Source organism: Snodgrassella sp. ESL0253 (assembly GCF_013344965.1).
Taxonomy (GTDB): Bacteria; Pseudomonadota; Gammaproteobacteria; order Burkholderiales; family Neisseriaceae; genus Snodgrassella; species Snodgrassella alvi_B.
The window spans coordinates 29,728-50,579 of record NZ_JAAEDQ010000012.1 but is presented as its reverse complement, the minus strand read 5'-3'; the positions used below and the strand labels follow the sequence as shown (position 1 = coordinate 50,579).

Annotated in this window: 14 protein-coding genes, 1 tRNA gene and 1 pseudogene; 10 read left to right on the top strand and 6 right to left on the bottom strand. The window is 41.1% G+C overall.

Annotation, left to right across the window (positions count from 1 at the left end):
• Positions 1-31: 31 nt before the first annotated feature.
• The 4 genes from GYX26_RS09700 to GYX26_RS09685 all read right to left on the bottom strand — a co-directional run bounded on the left by GYX26_RS09700 (position 32) and on the right by GYX26_RS09685 (position 10,200).
• Positions 32-3,832, bottom strand: coding sequence for an Ig-like domain-containing protein (locus GYX26_RS09700; RefSeq protein WP_174829082.1), 3,801 nt, complete (start codon positions 3,830-3,832; stop codon positions 32-34).
• Between the two features lie 38 nt (positions 3,833-3,870).
• On the bottom strand, positions 3,871-4,731 hold the full coding sequence (locus tag GYX26_RS09695; protein ID WP_174829081.1) for a rhodanese-like domain-containing protein: 861 nt from the start codon (positions 4,729-4,731) through the stop codon (positions 3,871-3,873).
• A gap of 1,557 nt (positions 4,732-6,288) precedes the next feature.
• Entirely contained in the window at positions 6,289-7,158 is an 870-nt protein-coding gene (locus GYX26_RS09690; RefSeq protein ID WP_202984311.1) for a murein L,D-transpeptidase family protein, read from the bottom strand.
• Between the two features lie 702 nt (positions 7,159-7,860).
• Positions 7,861-10,200, bottom strand: a complete 2,340-nt coding sequence (locus GYX26_RS09685) for an SdrD B-like domain-containing protein (protein WP_174829080.1) — start codon at positions 10,198-10,200, stop codon at positions 7,861-7,863.
• Positions 10,201-12,296: 2,096 nt separating this feature from the next.
• Here GYX26_RS09685 and GYX26_RS09680 point away from each other — a divergent pair.
• The gene (locus GYX26_RS09680; RefSeq protein ID WP_174829079.1) at positions 12,297-12,458 is read left to right on the top strand and encodes a hypothetical protein; all 162 of its coding nucleotides are present in this window, start codon (positions 12,297-12,299) and stop codon (positions 12,456-12,458) included.
• 88 nt (positions 12,459-12,546) lie between these two features.
• On the opposite strand, the gene GYX26_RS11570 is transcribed toward GYX26_RS09680, so the two are convergent.
• The gene (locus GYX26_RS11570; RefSeq protein WP_255453867.1) at positions 12,547-12,675 is read right to left on the bottom strand and encodes a hypothetical protein; all 129 of its coding nucleotides are present in this window, start codon (positions 12,673-12,675) and stop codon (positions 12,547-12,549) included.
• Positions 12,676-12,762: 87 nt separating this feature from the next.
• Between GYX26_RS11570 and GYX26_RS09675 the strand changes: the two genes are divergently transcribed.
• The 3 genes and pseudogenes from GYX26_RS09675 to GYX26_RS09665 all read left to right on the top strand — a co-directional run.
• Positions 12,763-12,978, top strand: a complete 216-nt coding sequence (locus tag GYX26_RS09675) for a hypothetical protein (RefSeq protein WP_174829078.1) — start codon at positions 12,763-12,765, stop codon at positions 12,976-12,978.
• 68 nt (positions 12,979-13,046) lie between these two features.
• Positions 13,047-13,877 (top strand): hypothetical protein, encoded by an 831-nt coding sequence (locus GYX26_RS09670; protein ID WP_174829077.1) that lies wholly within the window; start codon positions 13,047-13,049, stop codon positions 13,875-13,877.
• 1,029 nt (positions 13,878-14,906) lie between these two features.
• Positions 14,907-15,458, top strand: a pseudogene (locus GYX26_RS09665) (site-specific integrase); the annotation flags it as partial.
• 130 nt (positions 15,459-15,588) lie between these two features.
• On the opposite strand, the gene GYX26_RS09660 reads toward GYX26_RS09665, so the two are convergent.
• A tRNA-Ala gene (locus GYX26_RS09660) sits at positions 15,589-15,664 on the bottom strand.
• 249 nt (positions 15,665-15,913) lie between these two features.
• Between GYX26_RS09660 and mltG the strand changes: the two genes are divergently transcribed.
• From mltG to GYX26_RS09630, 6 genes are read left to right on the top strand one after another with little or no spacing between them, the layout of a single operon-like run.
• Complete coding sequence (gene mltG / locus GYX26_RS09655) at positions 15,914-16,918, top strand: endolytic transglycosylase MltG (RefSeq protein WP_370520880.1); 1,005 nt, start codon at positions 15,914-15,916, stop codon at positions 16,916-16,918.
• 14 nt (positions 16,919-16,932) lie between these two features.
• Positions 16,933-17,559: a dTMP kinase gene (tmk, locus tag GYX26_RS09650; RefSeq protein WP_174829076.1), complete on the top strand. Its 627-nt coding sequence runs from the start codon at positions 16,933-16,935 to the stop codon at positions 17,557-17,559.
• Positions 17,556-18,545: a DNA polymerase III subunit delta' gene (gene holB, locus GYX26_RS09645; protein WP_174829075.1), complete on the top strand. Its 990-nt coding sequence runs from the start codon at positions 17,556-17,558 to the stop codon at positions 18,543-18,545. Before tmk ends, holB begins: the two co-directional genes overlap by 4 nt.
• A gap of 9 nt (positions 18,546-18,554) precedes the next feature.
• Positions 18,555-18,914 carry a PilZ domain-containing protein gene (locus GYX26_RS09640; RefSeq protein ID WP_100090484.1) on the top strand — a complete coding sequence of 120 codons (360 nt, stop codon included), beginning with the start codon at positions 18,555-18,557 and terminating at the stop codon, positions 18,912-18,914.
• A complete protein-coding gene (locus GYX26_RS09635; protein WP_174829088.1) occupies positions 18,914-19,690 on the top strand; it encodes a YchF/TatD family DNA exonuclease in 777 nt (258 codons plus the stop codon). Before GYX26_RS09640 ends, GYX26_RS09635 begins: the two co-directional genes overlap by 1 nt.
• Positions 19,691-19,692: 2 nt before the next feature.
• Complete coding sequence (locus GYX26_RS09630; protein WP_174829074.1) at positions 19,693-20,484, top strand: MBL fold metallo-hydrolase; 792 nt, start codon at positions 19,693-19,695, stop codon at positions 20,482-20,484.
• Positions 20,485-20,852: the final 368 nt, after the last annotated feature.

Sequence of the window (20,852 nt, the reverse complement as noted above, 5' to 3'; positions counted from 1 at the left end):
CCCTTGTATTTAGTTGGTTTTTAGATGTTAGTTATCTGGATCCGCTACCTGCTCCGCCTGTTCCACAAGATGCATCAGGTGTACAGCCTGGAGTAATAGGCATAGCTGCTGGTGAACCGGCACCACTGCTACCAAAGCTGCCGCCACCACCGCCTAGTGAACCACCGCCAGCCCAACCCCAGCCGGTATTTTTGGTAGAACATTTTTTACCGGTATAGCGATAAAAACGTCCGCTGCTGCTGCCTTTGGAAATGTCACCAGTGGGGCATTTACTTTGGTGTGTTTCTTGATAGCTGGCTTCGTAAGAAGTACAGTCATCGTTATCTTCCGCTGGTGCTGAGCGTAATAAACTTGCCTGTTTGCTGGTGCTGGTTCTACCTTGTGCAGATGCCGGCTGTTTGGGATCCAGAGCAGTCACTTTATAGGAAATAACTACTTTTTCTTTTGGCTTGAGTACGCTGGGCACTTCCCCAAAAAATTCATACTTAAATCTGGAATCTGTTTTAGGCAGATTTAAAACAACATTATCGGCCTGTACTAATCCATAGTTACTTACTGTAATCTGGCCGGTTTTTTCTTCGCCAACCTGCATACCACCAAGGTTGATGGATAGTGGCTCCAGCAGGAGTACTGGTGCTGGTACCTGTGTATTAAAGGAGGCATTTACATTGATGTCATAGACATCTTTTATGGTGGTTTCGGTTACATTAAACTCGACATTTATTGTTTGATATTCCAGAAAAACGTGCTGGTTAGTGGTGCTGTCGGGCTGAATAACTATACGGCCGCTGGCATCCATATGATTGGGTGCACTAACGCGGTAGCGGTAGATACCTGCTGGCAGTTTGCTTAATGAAGCAATACCATCTTTATCAGTATTGAGGGTATACTGTTCAGTTAGTACGCCATCATTCTGCAATTTGATGGTTGCCCCTTTAACGCCTTTAATCGGCTGGCCTTGTGCATCCAGTGTGGCGGTATAAATATCAGCCACATCAAACTGGACAATGCCCTGTCCACTCTGGGTAACAGAAATGCTTACCGGAATGGTGCCGGAAAGTTTGCCGCCTGTAGACACTCTGATGATAAAGTTGTAGATGCCATCTGCAATGCTGTTATCTGGTTGCGCCATGATTTGCACGGGTACTTTTTCATCTACCGCAATGGCATCAATATTTTTATCACTGGCAATAAATACCCAGCTCGGTGCAGGGTTACCCTGTTTATCTACCAGCTCTATCTGAACATTTTCAGCTTTCGCCAAACCTTTATTGCCTACGCTGACATTGGCTGTGGTACTTGTATTCTGCTGTAAGCCAGTCTGGATATAGCTTGGAGATGCATACAGATCGGGCATGGGCTGGCCAAGCTGATAATTAATCTGTAATTTACCCCGTACCAGATCACCTGAATCTTCGGCGAAAGCAACCAGATACAAGCTACCTTTTTCTGCAGCATTGTTATCCGCAGTAAATTTAATCGTTGTAGTGCGGCTTTGGCCGGGCGCAATATCTACTGCTTCAGACTGGATATTAATGCCCTGTGGCAATACACCATCTGGCTGATTTTCAGGTGCAAGCACCCAGCGCAATTTTTTCGCACCGGTACTGGCTGTAGCATTAATCTGTATCGGTGTGGTAATGGTACGCGGAGCTTTGAGCTGATAGCCCTGAATATTAAAGGCAACCCGGTTAATGGCAAAGCTGCCCTGATGGGTAACAGTTTTTTCGTCAGGATGAATAATGCCTACCTGATAAGTTCCCGCATCAGATTCTTGAGGAGTAAAGGTATAGGAAAAATGGCCAGTTTCATCTGTGGCAACTGCAATTTTTCGCTCAAAGCCTTTTACATTCAATACCAGCTTCAGTGGAACACTGGCTGCGGCCGTATTATCAGCACGATACAGTGCCTGACCAGCAATGGTAACTGGCTGCGGACCATAGCTAACAGCCGGGCTGATTGCCGTAATTTTACCGGTATAAGGTGTAGGTGGCGGTGCCGGCGGTTCTATCTTGACCTTGACGGTGCGTGTACTGGTAACTGTTTTGCCACTGGTATTGGTGATTTTTGCCGTTAGTTTATGGCTACCGTTATCCTGCATGGTAAGTGGCCAGTGTGCCTGATAGGGGCGTTCTGTCAGTGTGGCAAAGAGTTTGTCATCAACCAGCAGCTCAACTTTCTCGATACCCAGTTCGTCTGCTGCATCTACCTGAATATCTACCGGAGCGGCAAGGGTTTGATTATCGCCGGGTGTGGTAATCATGCCTGTAGGTATTGGCAAGGCAAAATCAAATGTTACCGGTGCACTGGGTTCACTTCGGCCATAATTATTTTGCCCGATAGCATGCAAGCGGTAAATACCCTCTTTGCTTAACTGGATATCCTGATTAAAATAGCCTTGGGCATTCACGGCTACAGGCTGGCCAACCGGTTGGTTATTCAGATATAACTGCACTTTACTACCCGATTCGGCTGTACCCTGAACCTTTAATTGGGCGGTTTTAACCTTTGTCTGAGTAACCGGACTGATCAGTACTGGCGGTGTAAGCACAATAGCCGCAGCCTGAGTGTAGCCAGAGCTATTACCGGCTTTATCAACTGCATTCAGGCGGGCATATAACGCACCAGTAGATGGCATATTGTCAATCTGCACACTATTGGCTTGAACATTAATATCCTGATCCACCAATGGCTGATTAAAATCAGGATTATTTGCTATCTGTAGGTGTACTGAAGCAATACCACTCAGGTTATCGCTGCTGGTGTAACCGATTCGCACCGCATTTTCATTGACGCGATTAAATTTATTCAGTTCAACAACTGGCTTGGTAGTATCAATCGTTGTGGCGCCGGATCGTGCAGACCATGGCTCCCATGTACCGCCGTTATTAATACTTCCCCTTACTCGGGCACGATAAGATTTGCCATTCTGTAAACCATCATTGAAAGTAAACTGATTGATATTATTCAGTACTTCTTTATGAACGGAATTACCGGAAGCATCCTGAATTTCGATTTCCCAAGTATTAAGTGTATTAATGTTCTGCCATGACCAGGCAGGCGGCTGATTGCTATATCGGGCAGCAGGTTTTGGCGCAGGTGGTGTTAAGCCCGAAATATCAATAAATTCGTATTCGGCATTTTCATCTTTACTGTAATCCGTTAAATCACCATTAGGCGTAAATAAAATTGCCTGTTCTGGCTTGATCGTATCAGCCTTATTGCAGCCTATCTGCACATTGCTTGGCCGCATCCCCTGTATACCAATGGTGGCCTCTTTGCCTTTGCTGCGATCATCATTTAATGAACGATATTGATATTTAATCTGGTTTGAGCCTTCATAAAGAATAGCCTGAAATGTGCCCATAGGCAGATTGGAGCCATAAAAATACTGATTTGTCCATTGAACAATTAGCTTTCTTTCGGGTGCTTCTCCCTGAGTTTCGTATTTAATGGTTCCTGTAGTTTTCCCGGCAACATTCGTTCTTAAATCATCCCAGAATACATACAATGTATTATTCAGTGCTGGCAGGCAATAATTGCTATAACTGTTTGTTGGATTTTCAAATTGCAATAATCCATTAGTACTGACATAGAATTGATTATAATTTTTGCCATAATAATTAAAATCAAAGCCTATTGGTAATGCGCCACTGACTATATCGTCACCATTCAGACGCGTGTCGGTACCTGCATAGCTAGATGCATAGGCAATCGTGCATAACGCACAGAAAATCATTACATATGGTTTTTTCTGCTTATTTTTATGCTTTTGCTGTTTTTTCCGGCTTAAACTGGGAAACCGGTTTTTCCAGTATTGATAAATATTCATCGTGTGCCCCTCATTGGTCAGAAAGCTCCTTAAATAAGTTATATGGTTAACCGGCAAGGTCTGGATAGGCTTTGTCCGGCATATTTAATTAATTTTGTTTGTTGTTGTACATAGTGCTGATAAGCAGTTATTCCCCCTCGCAACCAAATAATATTGGCCGAATCGGCAAAGCTGATTTGCTGTTGCAACCTTTTTAAAGTCTGCTCATCCGGGCTAACCAGTACGTAGCGGATAAAATCATCACTGCTCTTAGCGTTATTGCGGATAAACTGATTCAGCGCTGATACTGTTATTTGTGTCAGTGCAAATTGTTTAACCGGCTGTTCAGGTAATGTAGCTAATTGTTCAGCATTCAGGCCTAGCGTAATAATCTGCCAGTGAATGGTTTTGCCTCCGGATAAAAATTCTTCCGCAGAAATTTCCTGCTGGTGCGGCCGTGCGGGCTGGTGTAATTTTTGCCACTCGTAAATTCCCCCGTTTAAAGCAAAAATATGCTTAAAGCCTTTTTTTCTTAAACGGTTAATGGTCTGATTAACTGATAGCTGATCAAACCCGCTCCCAACCAGAATAACGGGTTTATCAAACAAAAATTGGGCACCAGACAACTGGTGAAGCGGAATAGCCAGCATATCCAGCCCGGATTCTTTGTCCTTGATGCCAGACCTTACATCCACCCAGACAGCATGCTGCAACTGTTGCTGGCTCAACTGCTGTATGGTTAGCCAGTTTTTTTTATCCAGCGGCTGTTTATTGCGGTTATCAGGCCAGCTTATGGCTACAGGCAATATTGTCGGATCAGGCTCATTATTCTGGCAGGCAGTAAAATCCTGTGCGAATATCTGGGCGCTAATAAAAAATAATAATCCGAAAAATACAATAATCTGTTTTAATTTCAGCATACCTATATCTTTTTATTATTGATTTATAGTTACCAATTAATATCCAGCCAAATACATAGCGCCTTTGTATAAGCAGGGATATCGAAATATATTCATTATATTTCAACATCTTACATCCTATTTATACATATCAGATATTAATTACCATACAATCATTCTGATTAACTGTAATGCCAGTATCTTGCTTAAAATGAGATTATTACCACTTTAGGCACAGTAAACATTCTGATTATTCTGCTTTATCTTTGCTGGCACAGGTGCATTTGTTGTGCTAAAACCGTGCATAATCGTTACTTTGTTGCCAGCCCTCGAACACGCTGTTAACAGAAAACCAATCTGATATCTCTATCTGAATTAAGCCAGATAATTATTTATCAAACATAATCTCTTCATTGGCGATATTTTCTAACAGGTTCAGCATGATAAAATTCACACTAAATTTTATGCTGAATGAATAAATTTATCTGTCAGCATTGGCTTAAATAAAACAATAAATTTTCAGTTTTTTAAAATACTACTTGATTGCGAGATTAATTTTATTTCACTGTATTCAAAATATAAATAGTAATTAAATTGTCAGCATTTTCACTCTATAGCCTTAATAAATAAAGTATTTACATAGCCTGTATAGGCAGATAGGCGAGTTTGGTTTTATTTCATTATCCACATCAATCCATTCTGCTTACCATTGCAGTGTAATGAGTCTGTAATTTTGAATAATGTAATTAAACGCTTCTACCAGCCACCAGCACAACCAACACTTATCTAACAAATGTTATACCGAAAAATTAAATTTAATCGAATTCAGCATCAGAATATCTTAGAGCTTTGTATTTTGCGCTCAATTTTCTTTATATGTCTGAATCCAGAAGGGATAAAGCTGTAGCCAAGCAATATATTGCTACAGCGCCAATATCATTTTTACTAAATAGCAGTAATTTAATCTAAGTTGTTTGTGAATATTATCATACCTTATTCTTTATAAGCAAATTATTTGCACTAACCTATTTTATAAAATTAAAACCCTGCAACTATTCAAATTCACCATGCTCGTTACATAAAAAAACGTACATTGCAGTACGCTTTGTTTTGGGTTTTGAATGATTAAAAAGGTTAGTAGCATGTTTAGACAATAAGTTTATTGGCTATTTTTTACTTATCGCCCTACTGATACGGGCAATACAAGCGAATTATTGCTTTTATCCACATCAGCGAGCTGATTCTGTATCTGAACAATAAAATCGCCCTCAGCACTAACGCCAATTACTTTTGTTGTTAAGAATAAATGCGCCATATCTGGTAGCAATACACAATCCCATTGTACTGTTTTAATATTTAGGGAAATATCTCTGCTTTATTGATCGAAAAAAATTGATCTGGTTTTTGCGTTGCAAACAGATTATCTTCTGGCACAATATGCTTAATATTACTGGCTACAGCATTAACCTGTGTAGATAAAAGCCTTATATGTTTTAGTGTATAGTACCAAGTCAGAAAGTAGGGCCACGGAAATAAATTTTTTCCGTGGCCTGTTTTAACTCTCTAATTCTGTTTGTATTACCTGACAATATAATGCTGATTATGCACACTGATATCGGGAATCCGCCGCTGTGACTGAAAAATATCATAAGCTGGTTTCAACTCCTGCCAAAAAGCATAATGTGTAGAGCCTTGATATTTTTTCATATTGGCCGTATTCATTTTGAACGGGAAAATATGTATTGGGACTTCTGTTTGACCACTATTTAATGCCTGACTGACCAATGCATAGATTTCTTCTATACCATTATCTGTCATGGCATAGCAGCCAATCGAAACACATTTGCCATGAATCATTATATAACTGCCTGTATAACCTTTTGACCTGTCGTAGGCATTCGGGTAGCCAATATTAAACGCCAGATGATAATTACTGTTTGGATTGAGCAGACTCTTCCGCGTAGCATAAAATCCTTCCGGACTTTTGCCATCTCCTTCCGCCTTTTTAGGCCCTAAGCCACCGGAGAAGGTACATATTTTCCAGATTTTAGATAACTGGTACTGCTGATTTTTATGTTTATACCATATTTCCAGTATACCTTCCTGCTTGAATAGTCTCAAATAAATTTTATCCCCAGGAGCAGGAAAATTAATGCTGGCAGCTTGTGCCTGATTCATTACAGGATGGGTATTGTGAAAGCTATTTGATATATTATTAATAGCAGATATTGTGTCAATATACGCTGGCTGATTTTTCAATACAAAGAAAATGCCTACAATTAAAGTAAGCAGGCAACAGATAATATTGCAAATGAAAACTTTTTTATATCTTGATTTAATAACAGTATTTTTATTTCTAAATAAATTAGAAACCAGTAACCCAATAAAAGCAGCAAGCAAAAATATCAGACTGGATAAGCAAAGCAAATTTCCAATTAGTTTCGACATATCTTTTCTTCTCTCGCCTTCTATACAGGTTCAGTTGTAATCACGGCTAATCATTTTCGATTAGGAAGCCTATCAATTAATATGACCATATTACATATTTACTTTAAAAGTAAATAAATATTAATTTTCTAATATTACTATAGTATGTAAGCTTAAACCAATTTAATTAGGATTTTAATTTTTGAATCTGGTTTTGGCCATTTCTCCATTAATTCATATAACATTTCTAGGTTGTTCAAATAATCAGTTAGCTAAAAGCAGTAAGAAAGTCTGGATGATAGAGATATATTATTAGTTGAACAGGCATAACTGATGTAATGGTTTCCTGATTATTTTCTTTATGCAATACCGTTTTGTTGATGAATTTTTGCAATTTAATCAGGTATCAGGTGTTTGCCATTCGAATGAACAATTTAGTCCGGATGGTCATTACTGCGCAAAATAAGGTACTTTTGTATAAATACATCCAATTAAATAATAAACTGGCTGCTTTTTGAGCAGCCAGTTTATTTTGCTTGGTTACTTCTGTATCCACACCACTGAATTCATATACATGTACCACATCTCCATCATGTACCGCAAAATCGGTGACTTTATCACTGCTTTTACTTCATGGATTAAAAGGCCTGTATTCGTGGCTTTCACAGTCTAGTAACCAATTCACTAATAGCCTGCTTGGCTGATGGCTTAATTGGCTATTTTTCACATCTCGTGTACTGACACAGGAAGTGTAACCGAATTATTACTTGTATCCGGATCGGCAAGCTGGCTCTGCACCCGGGCAGTAAAATCACCCTTACCATCGGCTCCAGTTACCTTTACTGTTAGCAATACAATAGCCGCTTCACCTAATGGCAGCTTATTAACCCGCTTCTCTGCCTTATTGTAATTGCCCATCAATACTTTCTGGCTGGTTATTTGCAGATTAGAGCCTAAAACAGGTTGCAGATAAATATTGTGTGCATCCATTGGCCCCTTATTGCTGATGGTTACTAACACTTGCACACTATCATCAGGTAGTGTAGGTATCCGCCGCAGTTTTTCAACCTCCAGCGCAATATCGGCCACACCAGGTTGTACAGCAACGCTAACCTGATTATTATTTAAATCAGCATCTTCAGTCTCACTATCTACGCGTGCAGTGAACTGGCCAACTTTTTCAGTGTCCTTTATTCTTACTGTTAGCAATAGTTTCGTACTTTCACCGGCTGCAAGCTTATCAATCCGCTCATCCTGAGTATTGTAATTTCCCGCCACAACTTTCTGGCCGGTAATTTCAAGATTATCAGATAAATTAGTCTGCATATAAATATTACGTGCGCTTGCTGTTCCCTGATTCGCGATAGTCAGCAATAACTGCGTTGTATCCTGCGCTAATACAGAATCCCATTGTACGAGTTCAATATTCAGTGATACATCTGCTTTACCAGGTACAGAAGGCTGATCAGCTTTTTGCTTCGCAAACAGATTATTTTCTGCATGCATATTATCTGTTAGCACAATATGCTCAATTTTGCCTGCTACAGCATTACCTCCGGCACTGCCCGCAATAGCTGGCCCGTCAATCATACCATCTACATCGGTAACCCAGATAGAATAGTCGCCAGCCAGTAATTTATCGAAAATAAACTTACCAGAATCATCAGTATAAGCAACCTGCTCAACCCTATTGCCAGCGTTATCCTGACCAGACAAGACAACTTTGACATGATTCAGCCCGGGTTCTCCATTATTCAGCAGACCATTTGCATCCAGATCATTGTATACCTTACCAGCAATCATGCCCTTAGCCTGAACACTTCCATGCTTAAATAAATTATATTTTCCAGTTGAATCATAATCAAACACATTCACATAATAAGACCAAGACAAATCTTTATTACGTGATTTGGATAACCAGACATTATCATTTAATAAGCGTTTGCCATCCGAACGTACAACATCATGTGGCTGTTTGCTACCTTTAAAAGGATCAGCTACTTTGGTATAGACAAACCCACTGGTGGCCGGAAAAGTTAACTGATAGCCATCATTGCCTGTTTTTAAAGCAGCCTGATTACTTTGCTCGGTTACTTCTGTATCCACACCACTGGATTGGTACAGGCGCACCACATCACCATCAAGTGCCAGAAAATCGGCAATATTATCACTATCAGGCAAATCAACTTTCACATCATGGATTAAAGTGTGTGTATTCGTGGCCTTTAACAGACTGGTAACTGCACCGCCCAAAGTATCAGCGTGAGTGAATGTCGCATTGAAATCAGTAAACGTACCCGACAGACTGGCACTCATATTCCAACGGCCGACAGTAGCCGCACCCGCATCTATATCACCAAAATTCAGCAACAAACTCTTGCCGGCGGGCTGATTTCCGATATAACTACCCAAAATGCTGAAATCAACCAGTAAATTCTTTTTGTTTTCGACAATTTTAGGCTGGGCTGAATCAATCATGGTTTTATAGGAAATACCTTTACCGTCATTTTTGATACGTACGCCCAAAGTAAATGGTACAGGCGGTTCTTCCTCTGCAGTAAAAGGATCATCCCCGTAAACCTCACCCGGCAAGAAATAATCCAGTGTCAGCAATGGCTGCGGTTTCACCACCACGTAATCAGGCGCAACATCAACCGTAGTTTCCTGACCATTGAGCTCATAGGTAAGTCTGGCACCAATGTTGTAAAGCGTGTCTTTATCTTTAGCAGCTCCATATGCCGGTATAATCAGCCAGTGAATATCCGCGTTGGATTTTGCTGTTATCTGCCCTGTTCCGCTGATATCATTAACCCCGGAGAGGGAATTAATACGATAGAAAAACTTGGCTTTACTATCTTCAGTGCTCTGAGTTACCTCAACCGGCTGATTATCCTTATCAGTAAAAATCAGCTCAACACGGATATTTTTCAGCCTGTCGTCCAGACCGTTTTTAATTAACATTCGTGCATCAAAAGCCTGTCGCTCAAAAGACAGTTTCTGCTCAATCACGATTTTAACTTCTGCACACTCTACATCTTGCGCAAATACTGATCTGGCTGGCATTATGCTACAGAAAAAAAATGCCAGAAGAGTCAGCATATGGCAAAATCCTTTGCAATATTTGAATAGGGTACCCTTCATTATTTAACCTTTATGTATCATTATTCATCTTATCGAATTTACAAATAATGCAGCCAATACCTTAATATCATTTGTGCATTTATCTGTTTACGCTCCCTTTAATGTATTATTCGAATCTGGTTTCAATTTATATTTAAATTTCTTTTATTCTCCATCTGCTATATCCATATATTAATTGTTTAAATGAAATTCATTTATTATTTGTATTTTAATTTTCAGCTAAATAATCTCGTACCCATTCATAATGAATATTGTCATGGCAAAGTTTTCAAATCTGGCCATACTGTCATCAAGCGTTAACAGATTCATTTCCAATATGAAAAAGGATATTACAGTTATCATAAACTGCATAATGACAGCAGCCAGTTAGCCGAAAATCGTATAAAGGCCACGATAGCCAGCGCAATTGCAATGCTGCTGGCAAAACAAAATTTACCTGAAAAATTTATATACAAGATTACAACCAAAGCTTGATTAAGGCGCGTTAGCTGTTTAAATTATGTGTATTAATGCGATTAATAAAAATAATACTGTCTGCATGTTTATGCAGTACCAAGAGCAATGTAGTGTTTAATTCACTTTTAATCAGAATAAAAATACATTTTTCAGTTTCAGCTCAAGAATAACATCAGCATATTATTTTTAACCGTCTATAAGCGCAAAAAAGCTCTTTATTCAACCTGAGTTTGCATCAGACTATTTAGCAAGCTTTATATTGATATAAAATATAACAATTTACTTGCTTAATTTTCAGCAATATTCAAGTAGTCGGTAAATGGCCTGCAATCATTTTGCCATAACGATAATTTTATTTGTAGATAGAAATAAGCTGCTTATCAACAATCTCTGCCGCTATTTAGCCACACAATATAGGAAATAACAACCATATCAATAAATCAGCATAATTATTTAAAGTATAAAATATCGCAGGTTAAACGATTAACGCTAATTAAAGCGGCTAGCACTTACCAGATTCCTGCTCAATACTAGCTTAATCAATTATGTATATTAAACTCCATTTCCCATTCCTTCCCTTTTTCATATGATACAAAATCAAAAACAACAATTATTAAAACCGTATATTTGTTTCCAAAACCAACCTTATACGGAAAAATTAAAATTACTCGATTAAATTTTAAAATATTTTTTTAACTATACTCTCTTTTAAGCATGATTTGCAAGTTTTAAGCAAACTAAACTGCTTCAGACTGCGTTAAAATCTTGTGCTGCCAAAGCCTGCAATTATCAGCAAAAGCACTATTTATATTGCCAAATAGTTTTATAATAACTTTCCTGCTTGCACAGTAAATGTATCAATACTGTTTATCGTATAATTATTTAGCATTTATTAATTGATAATAACCATCCAAATATAATTGCATGCTTATCAACTCATTTTACCGGTAACCTATCTACAATTGACATTATCATATCTATCCTGACCACAAAATTGCATTAGTCCGAACCAGCAATTGCGATGTATAGCATAGATTTATGCAGACGAAGCAAAAGCATCACCAGCTATAGGAGTACCTTTGGATGATGAAACAAAATACAATTTTAAACCAGCGCAGTAAGCACAAATCCACTGTGTTTATCCATAAAGCCAACCTACAAACTAAAAGTTAGCAATTATCGGATAGAGTTTAAATATAAATCGACATTAGCATCGTCTTCATTGAAGCGGTGAAAAAACGCGATATCCGTACTTACTAAGTATCAAGTTATAAATAATTGATTTGTTAATCCTGAATATGTCCCCGTTTGTTATGATAAATACTTGCCATTCACTAACCAGTCTAAAATTAATTTTACCGACAGCGCGCCTAGTGAAGTGGTAGATTTATTGTTCGATAAACAATAATCACCAGCTCGGGCATAGCATGAATACTTGTTACTTACACAAAAAGAATGTGCCAAAAAATTAGGCAAAATTCAACCAGCTTATTCACCACTGGAATCATCAAAACGACCACGTAAAGCCACAACAATTAGATTGGCTACCGCGTTGAGTATTCATGAAAGCCAACCAAACTTACTTGCATAATAAAAAACCCGCCAAGGAGCAGGCGGGTAAAAATAGTAAAGTATATCAACTAAAAAAGGAGAAATATGTTAATAGCTCTAGTTTGGATGCAGCAAAGTTGCCACACCAGCACAAAAACAGGAAAAGAGATTAACGATTTGCAATATACTAAATATTCAATTCTTACGCAATGGTAAATTGTAAAAATATTTATCAAAACTTTCACATTGTTGCATATATGCCTAAAACAGTACTAACGTCCTCACTACCCGTTCAACCCACATCGCCCAGTTAGCCATAGCACGATGATGTGCAGTGATTGAACGGCGCTTAAAACAGGAGCGTTTATGCCCGTTTTTGATACCAAGCATATTAAACGCTTGGTTATTGTAATGTTCACAATATGATCCACTTTCATACCCTCAACGCTAGCATAACCACCGTACTGACGGGTGTATTTGTCTCGTAGCAGCACGGCCTCACACAAGCAACGCATGGTCTACTACCCCCATACACCAGCTTTACCCTTGCGTTATCTAGAAGATGAAAGCCGGCTGTTACAACCGGCAGGTGTTAGTCTGCTGGCTTTGACTTTCAATTTCATAGCTGTATCTACCTACGATAAAAAAGCCCACGCGCTCATGCGATTGCTTGGATTTTTAATCAATTTTTAACTATATTGACAATAATTAACATTTATCTTCTGCTGTGGTAATATTTCTCATCCAACAAAGGGAAACAAATGATGGCATTTAAAAACTTATATCAATTATTAAGCCTAAAGCCTACTGCCTCGCATTTTGACATCGTTAATGCAATGAAAAAAGCGGTACAGCAACAGACGATTTCTTTAGAGGACTTAAAGCTATGTAAACAGGTTCTGCTTAATGAAGAGTTGCGTAAGAAATACAACTCGCGTTTGTTTATTGCGTATCCAGAACTTTTAGAAATTCCGCCCAAGCCAAAAGAACCTGAGAAAGTTAAGCCATTACCACCTAAAAAAACAGGCCGCAACAAAAAAAAGCTTTATCTAATTCTTGCCATTATTGTGGCAATGATAATTTCCGGTACTATTGCTTACTCTAAATATAACTCTCTTGCCTCAGAAGCAAAAGAAGCAGTAAGGAAAATATTACTCCGACCTGAATCAGCGACATTCTATGATATTAGAATACATTTCAATACCAATAACAAAAAGATATATGTTTGCGGAAAAGTAGTTGCAAAAGTACTTGACGGTTACTATAGCGGAAAAGAAACGTTTGTGTATGCTCCGCATATTAAACAAGCTGTTGTAGTTCATAAAAAGAAGCCTTGGTTTTTACAAGATGAACTTAAGTCCAGCATAGCATATAAAATAGGCTGCTTAAATGATGACCCTGCTAAATTAGGGAAGCAACTATCCCTATTTATGGATCATGCACATGAATATGGCGCTCTGAAATGGCTAGAATTTTCAGCCTCCGATAAAGTCGAGCAAGCTAAATTAGATAAGAGGTTAGTTGAACTGAAAACAATTGTAGAAGCGGAACTACAAGCGATCTCGATTTATGAACAGAGTGATAAAGAATGATTTAATTATTGCAACACGTTGATAGATAAAAATGTGATTAACCTAAGCCAGCAAATAAGCTGGCTTTTTTAATGAAATTAATCATGAAGCTTAAAATACATATGCATAAATTAAAAATCACCCTTATGGCAACCGTATTTGCTGGGAGCATAGGCCAACGGGAGCGCTGGTCGTAAGATATGGTATGCGACAATATGCTTTAATCATATTAATAAAATTGCCCCCAATAACTACCGAGACGCATTACGGCATGGGGCATCTAAGAAATCCCAGAACCATTGTTAGACGCCACTAGCTGGAAAGCGCAGTAAAACCCAATCCCCAGCCAAACATTGATTGCCCGTAAAACACCTGTTAAGGTTATTTTTTCGCGGTAAGAAATGAAAGAAAAAACAAAGGGTTTAATAGCAATGAAATTAATGGTTACTTTGTTTACTATTGCTATTATTAAGACACTATTTATTGGATTACATCATCCGATTTATACAATTCGCACAAAACCTAATCAACCTATCAATAAAATGAATAATACAGAACCTTGATGAAACCCTAGATGGAAAACTAAAACGGATCAGCAAAAAAGATTTAGAACGTCTTAGTGAATATTGTTTTCAGGCATTAGATACAACAACGTTTATTATGGAAACGTTATCTAAATTAACGGACGGCTATACAAATAATGATATTACTCAGAAGCTAAGCCAAGAGGACTTTTTAAGATTTACCAGCACGCTAGCAGCATTATCAGGCGGGATTAATAGCTGTATTGGTTATATGCACCCAACGATAATGGAACTGTTTGCACTTAAAGCTCGCAGCACCTCGTGATGAATTTATTTTTAGCATTGTTTTAAAAATCAATTAGGGAAATACACTTCCCCTTTTTTGAATGTAAATACCATCATGAAAAAATTGCACTGATAACCACTTGTGTGGCTTTGTTTATTGCTGGCTGTGATTCATCCGAAAGTAAGCAGGAACGAGGGGCGGAAACCAAGAATCGTCAATGCCTATACGCAACAAATCAGAATGGTTTTGTTGGCAGCCAGAGAATGGGGATGGATAACCAATTTACCAAAGTTCAAGATGCTTGAGGAGCCTAAGCGCAGGGAACGCTGGCTGACGGCCGATGAGAAATACAGGCTGTTTAAAGAATTGCCAGAACACCTGATACCGATTGCGGCTTTTGCGCTGGCTACTGGTTTAAGAAAAGCCAATGTAGCCGGCCTGCAATGGTCGCAGGTTGATATACCAAGGCGTACTGCATGGATTCATGTGGATCAGGCAAAATCATCAAGAGCGATAGGAGTGCCTTTAAATGATGAAGCAATGAGTGTAATTCTAAGCCTGCGCGGCAAGCACAAAACCAACGTGTTTACTTACAAGGGCTCCCCAATCAAAAACCCCGCAGGCACAGCATGGAAAAAAGCATTAAAGCGTGCTCGAATTGCTAATTTTCGATTCCATGATTGCCGGCATACATGGGCAACTAACCATGTGATTCAGGGGACACTAACGCGGCCACTTCAAGAGTTAGGAGGCTGGTCAAGTGAAAAGATGGTGCAAAGGTATGCCCATTTAAACACTGAGCACTTGCGTCAGTATGCTGGAAACTCTTCTCAATTTGACACCAATTTGACACCAGCGCAAAATCCAATAAAAAAAAGCCACAAGGCGATGTGGCTTAATTCATTGAATTTATGTAGCAATTTGGTGGAGGTAAGCGGGATCGAACCGCTGACCTCTTGCATGCCATGCAAGCGCTCTACCAACTGAGCTATACCCCCAACTGCTTTCAGCCAGTTATTGCTGAATAGGCTGCGCATTTTACCTGAACTACTAAATTTTGCAAGCCCCGATTTAATTTTTCACACTGAAAGCAGAAAATATAGCTCTCAACCGGCAAAAATTTTCTGCCGAACGTCCATCTAATCTCTTTATAACCGTGGGTTAATAACAAGAGTAGTCGCACCTGAGAATTAAATTTATACTTGCAGACTGGTTCAGATTATTCATGCTAAAACAGGAACGCTTCTATGCAGCGCAAACAACGACTGGCTATGCTTCTGGTATTTACGGGCTTACTAACCTTTGCGCTGGTGTGGGCTACACTCTTATTTTTACCTAAAAATAATGCTGACTATCGTTTAAAAGTGCCGGCTGGCTATGGCATCAGTGGAGTAAGCCGTACTCTGGCGGCTAACGATGTGATTTATAGCCGCTGGGTATTTGTCGGTACCGCACATATGCTGGGTATGGGAGATAAAATCCATCGCGGCAACTATCGCTTACCACACTCAGTTTCGAGCTGGCAGATTCTGCAAAGGCTGCGCACTGGCAAGCCAGACAGCGTTACGGTACAAATCATTGAAGGTAACACATTTGCACAGATGCGCAGAATTATTGATAACACACCTGATATTGAGCACACTACGCGGGGCTGGCCAGACAGCAAACTATTACAGCAACTAGGAGCTGATCACAGTTATACACATGCAGAAGGCCTGTTTTTTCCGGCTACTTATGATATCAGCTCTGACAGCAGCGATTTATCACTGTATCAACAGGCTTATAACACCATGCAAAAGCATTTACAGGCTACATGGGAAGAGCGACGCAGTGGTCTACCTTACCAGACTGCCTACGAATTACTGATTATGGCCAGCCTGATTGAAAAAGAAACCGGCCATGCTGAAGACAGAAGCAATGTAGCAGCAGTATTTGTTAACCGCCTCAATCAGCATATGCGTTTACAAACTGACCCTAGCGTGATTTATGGCATGGGCAGCCGTTATAAAGGTAAAATTGGCAAGGCCGATTTACGTCGTGATACACCGTACAATACTTACACTCGTGCCGGTTTGCCGCCAAGTCCTATTGCACTGCCGGGCAAAGCAGCATTGGAAGCGGCTGCTCATCCAGCCAGTAACGATTATCTGTACTTTGTGGCGCGTAACGATGGTACTGGCCGCAGCCAGTTCAGTCACAGTCTGAATGAACACAATGCTGCGGTTCGCCAATATATCCTGAAAAAACGCTAACCGGATTTGTATAGATGAAAGCAAAATTTATTACGCTGGATGGAATTGATGGTGCCGGCAAATCGACTAATCTCGATACCATACGCAGCTGGTTTGAAAAGCACCAATTACCGGTACTTTTTACCCGTGAACCAGGCGGCACCGCCATTGGCGAAGCACTACGCAAGCTGTTGCTTGATCCGGCTACCCACGCCAATGCCCGTACAGAAACCCTGATGATATTCGCTGCACGCCAGCAGCATCTGGATGAAGTAATTAAACCGGCACTGGCACAAGGCATACATGTAGTAAGTGACCGTTTTACCGATGCCACATTTGCCTATCAGGGCGGAGGCCGTGGCCTGCCACTGGCTGATATAGCCATTCTGGAAAACTGGGTACAGCAAGGCTTGCAGCCTGATTTGACCTTACTGCTGGATGTACCCTTAACAGTAGCCCAGCAGCGACTGAGCCAAAACAGTAACCCTGACCGCTTTGAACAACTGGATACAGCTTTTTTTGAGCACACGCGCACAGTTTATTTGGATCGTGCTGCGGCTGTACCGCAGCGCTACGCCATTATCGACAGCAGTTTAAATCTGAGTGAAGTAGCGCAACAGCTTAATCAGGCACTAGCACAATTGTTTGGATTAAATTCATGATTTATCCATGGCTCGAACCTGTCTGGCAACAGATTGCCCGACACTGGCAGCAGCAACCGCACGCATGGCTGCTTTACGGCCATCCGGGAATTGGTAAACGTGAATTTGCCGAATATCTGGCACAGGCACTGCTGTGCGAATCACCGCGTGCCAACCATCAGCCTTGTGGTGAGTGTACATCCTGCCATTTATACAGCCAGCACAGCCATCCCGATTTCCTGCTGGTAACGCCAGAAGAAGCCGACAGCGAAGGCGGTGAACGCAAGCAGACACTGATTAAAGTAGAAATCATACGCAACGTACTGGATTTTGCTCATCTGAGTGCCCATCGGGGTGGCAAACGCGTTGCCCTGATTTATCCGGCAGAAAGCATGAATCTTCAGGCCGCCAATGCCCTGCTGAAAATTCTGGAAGAACCACCGGCAGGTATGGTGTTTATTCTGGTGAGCCATCAGAAAGACCGCCTGCTGCCAACAATTAAAAGCCGTTGCCGTCAGGTGGCTTTAACCATGCCTGCACGCGCGCAGGCACTAGCCTATGTGCAACAACAGCATGGTGACAATGCAGCAGACCTGCTGGCCTTTCACGGCGGGGCCCCATTATTTGCAGATAACGACAGCCACAACCAGCTGCGCAACGAACTTATTCCTCTGCTGATTAAGCCACGCCTGATCGCGCTGCTGGATTACGCCGCTGCATTTGACAAACAAAAACTGGCACTATCCACCTTTCTCGACTGGCTGGCCAAATGGTTACTGGATATGTCACTGGCACAGCAACACATACACGCCATGTATTACCCCGCATGGCAAAATGCGTTAAACGAGATTACCGCACAAATCGACCCGTTGTCTCTGTTTGCCTTAATCGACAGAGTGAATGCACTTGCCCCTTACGGTAAACATACCCTCAATGTTAAAATGCAGCTTGAAGATTTATTAATAGACTATCTTAATGTGTGGCAGCATAAAAACACAAAACCATGAAAGAAATTTATGGCTGAAGCTCCTACCAATTTACCGGGCAAAATGCTCAACCTAACCATCCCCGATAAACCTGAACTGTACCGCAGTTACATGGCTTTTCTAGAGTATGGCGGCCTGTTTGCGCCCACAACCGACAACTTCGAGATGGGTGAAGAAGTATTACTGGTCGCTACCCTGCCGGCATTCAATGAAGCCAAATATTTGCGTACTAAAGTAGTATGGATTAACACTGCCACCACCTCTACCGGCCAGCCACAGGGAATTGGTCTGGCGTTTGACAATAATGAAGACAGCTTTGCAGTCAAACAGGCCATTGAAGACATTCTGCCCGGATTACTGTTGAGCGAACGCGCTACCTATACCCTGTAATCATGCTTATCGATTCTCACTGCCATTTAAACATGCCTGAGCTGGCGGCCAGACTGCCACAAATACTGGCAAACATGGCTCAGGCAGATATACGGCAGGCTATTGCTATCAGCGTAGACAAAACCAGCGCCATCGAAGTACTGGCACTGGCTGAGCAGTATAGCAACCTGTTTGCCAGTGTCGGCGTACATCCTGAAGACCAGAACTCAGCAGAAATGAACCTGGACGAGCTCATTGCCGCCGCCCAGCATCCTAAAGTGGTGGGTATCGGCGAAACTGGCCTCGACTATCACTGGTGCAGCGGCGATCTGGCCTGGCAGCATGCCCGCTTCAGTACTCATATTCAGGCCTCCAACCATACCGGCTTACCACTGATTATCCATACACGCGATGCCGGCACCGACACCTTGCGCCTATTACGTGAAAACCATGCTCAGCAAGGCGTTATCCACTGCTTCACCGAAGATACTGCCTTTGCCAAAGCGGTATTGGATTTAGGCTTTTATATCTCCTTTTCTGGCATCGTAACCTTTAAAAATGCCCAGCAGATACAGGAAGCATGCCGTTATGTACCATTAGACCGGATACTGGTGGAAACCGATGCACCTTATCTGGCGCCGGTACCCAAACGCGGCAAACCCAACGAACCGGCTTACGTACGCTACACTGCCGAATTTGTAGCACAGCTGCGTGGCGACAGTATCGCTACGATTGAAGAGGCCACTACCGCCAATACCTATCGTCTCTTCAACAAACTCCCGCCGCTTGATAATTAACCATGACTCAGCTCACCCTTACTGTACTTGGCTGTGGCAGCTCTTCTGGCACACCAGTTATCGGGTGTAATTGCCCCACCTGTACCAGCAACGACCCGAAAAACCGGCGCACTCGTTGCAGTGCCCATATACAGATTGGTGAGCAACACTGGCAAATTGACACCGGCACCGACTTTTATCATCAGGCTTTACAGCACAAACTGTCACGCATTGACGGCATACTCTACACCCATCCCCACGCCGACCACCTTAATGGCATCGATGACTTGCGCGCATTCTGCTATAAACAACAGGCAGCCATTCCCATTTATGGCCATCATGATACACTGGCCAATATTTACAGTCGTTTCGATTATGCCTTTCTGGAACAGAACAATTACTGGAACCGGCCAGTACTTCGTGCACATGAACTGCCACTAAATCAGGGGCAAAATAGCGTTCTCAACATTGACGGCGTACCTGTATGGCAATTCGGCGTACCACACGGTAGCTGGACAACCAGTGCCTTTCGCATCGGCAATATCGCCTGGTTTACCGACCTTAATCACATCGAAGAATCCATATTCCCGCATTTACACGGATTGGATTACCTGTTTCTGGATTGCCTGATGGACACCACCTACCCCAGCCACCTCAGTACCGAACAGGCCTTTGCCTACGCGAAGCGCATTAATGCCAGACAAACCTACTTTATCCACATGACCCATGCGCAGGAATACTCTAGTCTGAAACAGCGCTGTCCCAAAAACTGCGCTCCTGCCTATGATGGATTAACTGTGCAAAGCAGTTATTAGCAATATTTAGTAAAAATCACCACAATCCTGATAAAAGCAGTATAAAAATTAAATATTAAAAACATGTGGTTAAAGCCTACAATCTTAAAATGACAAGATTTAGTTACACCACCAATTCAGCATTGCACCTGCTGACAGCACTACGAGGCATCCTGTAAATTTATGTCTGCCAGCATAAATTACATTAGTAATAACTGTCTGGTAACATCTATTAAAATAAATCAGCTTAACTGGCTTTCAACAATCCAAAACATCAGCTCATCCAGACAAATTCTGAATAAAGTATTATCTGCATTGTCAAAAAGACTTTTTTGCTGTGAAATTAATAAATTCAGTCAAATAAAAGATGTGATAAGTATTAAATTTGT

Coding starts and splice junctions, on each gene's coding strand:
- GYX26_RS09630 (WP_174829074.1), top strand. CDS start 19,693: ATGACTCAGCTCACCCTTACTGTACTTGGCTGTGGCAGCTCTTCTGGC.
- GYX26_RS09685 (WP_174829080.1), bottom strand. CDS start 10,200: ATGCCAGCCAGATCAGTATTTGCGCAAGATGTAGAGTGTGCAGAAGTT.
- GYX26_RS09700 (WP_174829082.1), bottom strand. CDS start 3,832: ATGAATATTTATCAATACTGGAAAAACCGGTTTCCCAGTTTAAGCCGG.
- mltG (WP_370520880.1), top strand. CDS start 15,914: ATGCAGCGCAAACAACGACTGGCTATGCTTCTGGTATTTACGGGCTTA.
- GYX26_RS09670 (WP_174829077.1), top strand. CDS start 13,047: ATGATGGCATTTAAAAACTTATATCAATTATTAAGCCTAAAGCCTACT.
- GYX26_RS09690 (WP_202984311.1), bottom strand. CDS start 7,158: ATGTCGAAACTAATTGGAAATTTGCTTTGCTTATCCAGTCTGATATTT.
- holB (WP_174829075.1), top strand. CDS start 17,556: ATGATTTATCCATGGCTCGAACCTGTCTGGCAACAGATTGCCCGACAC.
- GYX26_RS11570 (WP_255453867.1), bottom strand. CDS start 12,675: ATGCTTGGTATCAAAAACGGGCATAAACGCTCCTGTTTTAAGCGCCGT.
- GYX26_RS09640 (WP_100090484.1), top strand. CDS start 18,555: ATGGCTGAAGCTCCTACCAATTTACCGGGCAAAATGCTCAACCTAACC.
- GYX26_RS09695 (WP_174829081.1), bottom strand. CDS start 4,731: ATGCTGAAATTAAAACAGATTATTGTATTTTTCGGATTATTATTTTTT.
- tmk (WP_174829076.1), top strand. CDS start 16,933: ATGAAAGCAAAATTTATTACGCTGGATGGAATTGATGGTGCCGGCAAA.
- GYX26_RS09680 (WP_174829079.1), top strand. CDS start 12,297: ATGAAAGCCAACCAAACTTACTTGCATAATAAAAAACCCGCCAAGGAG.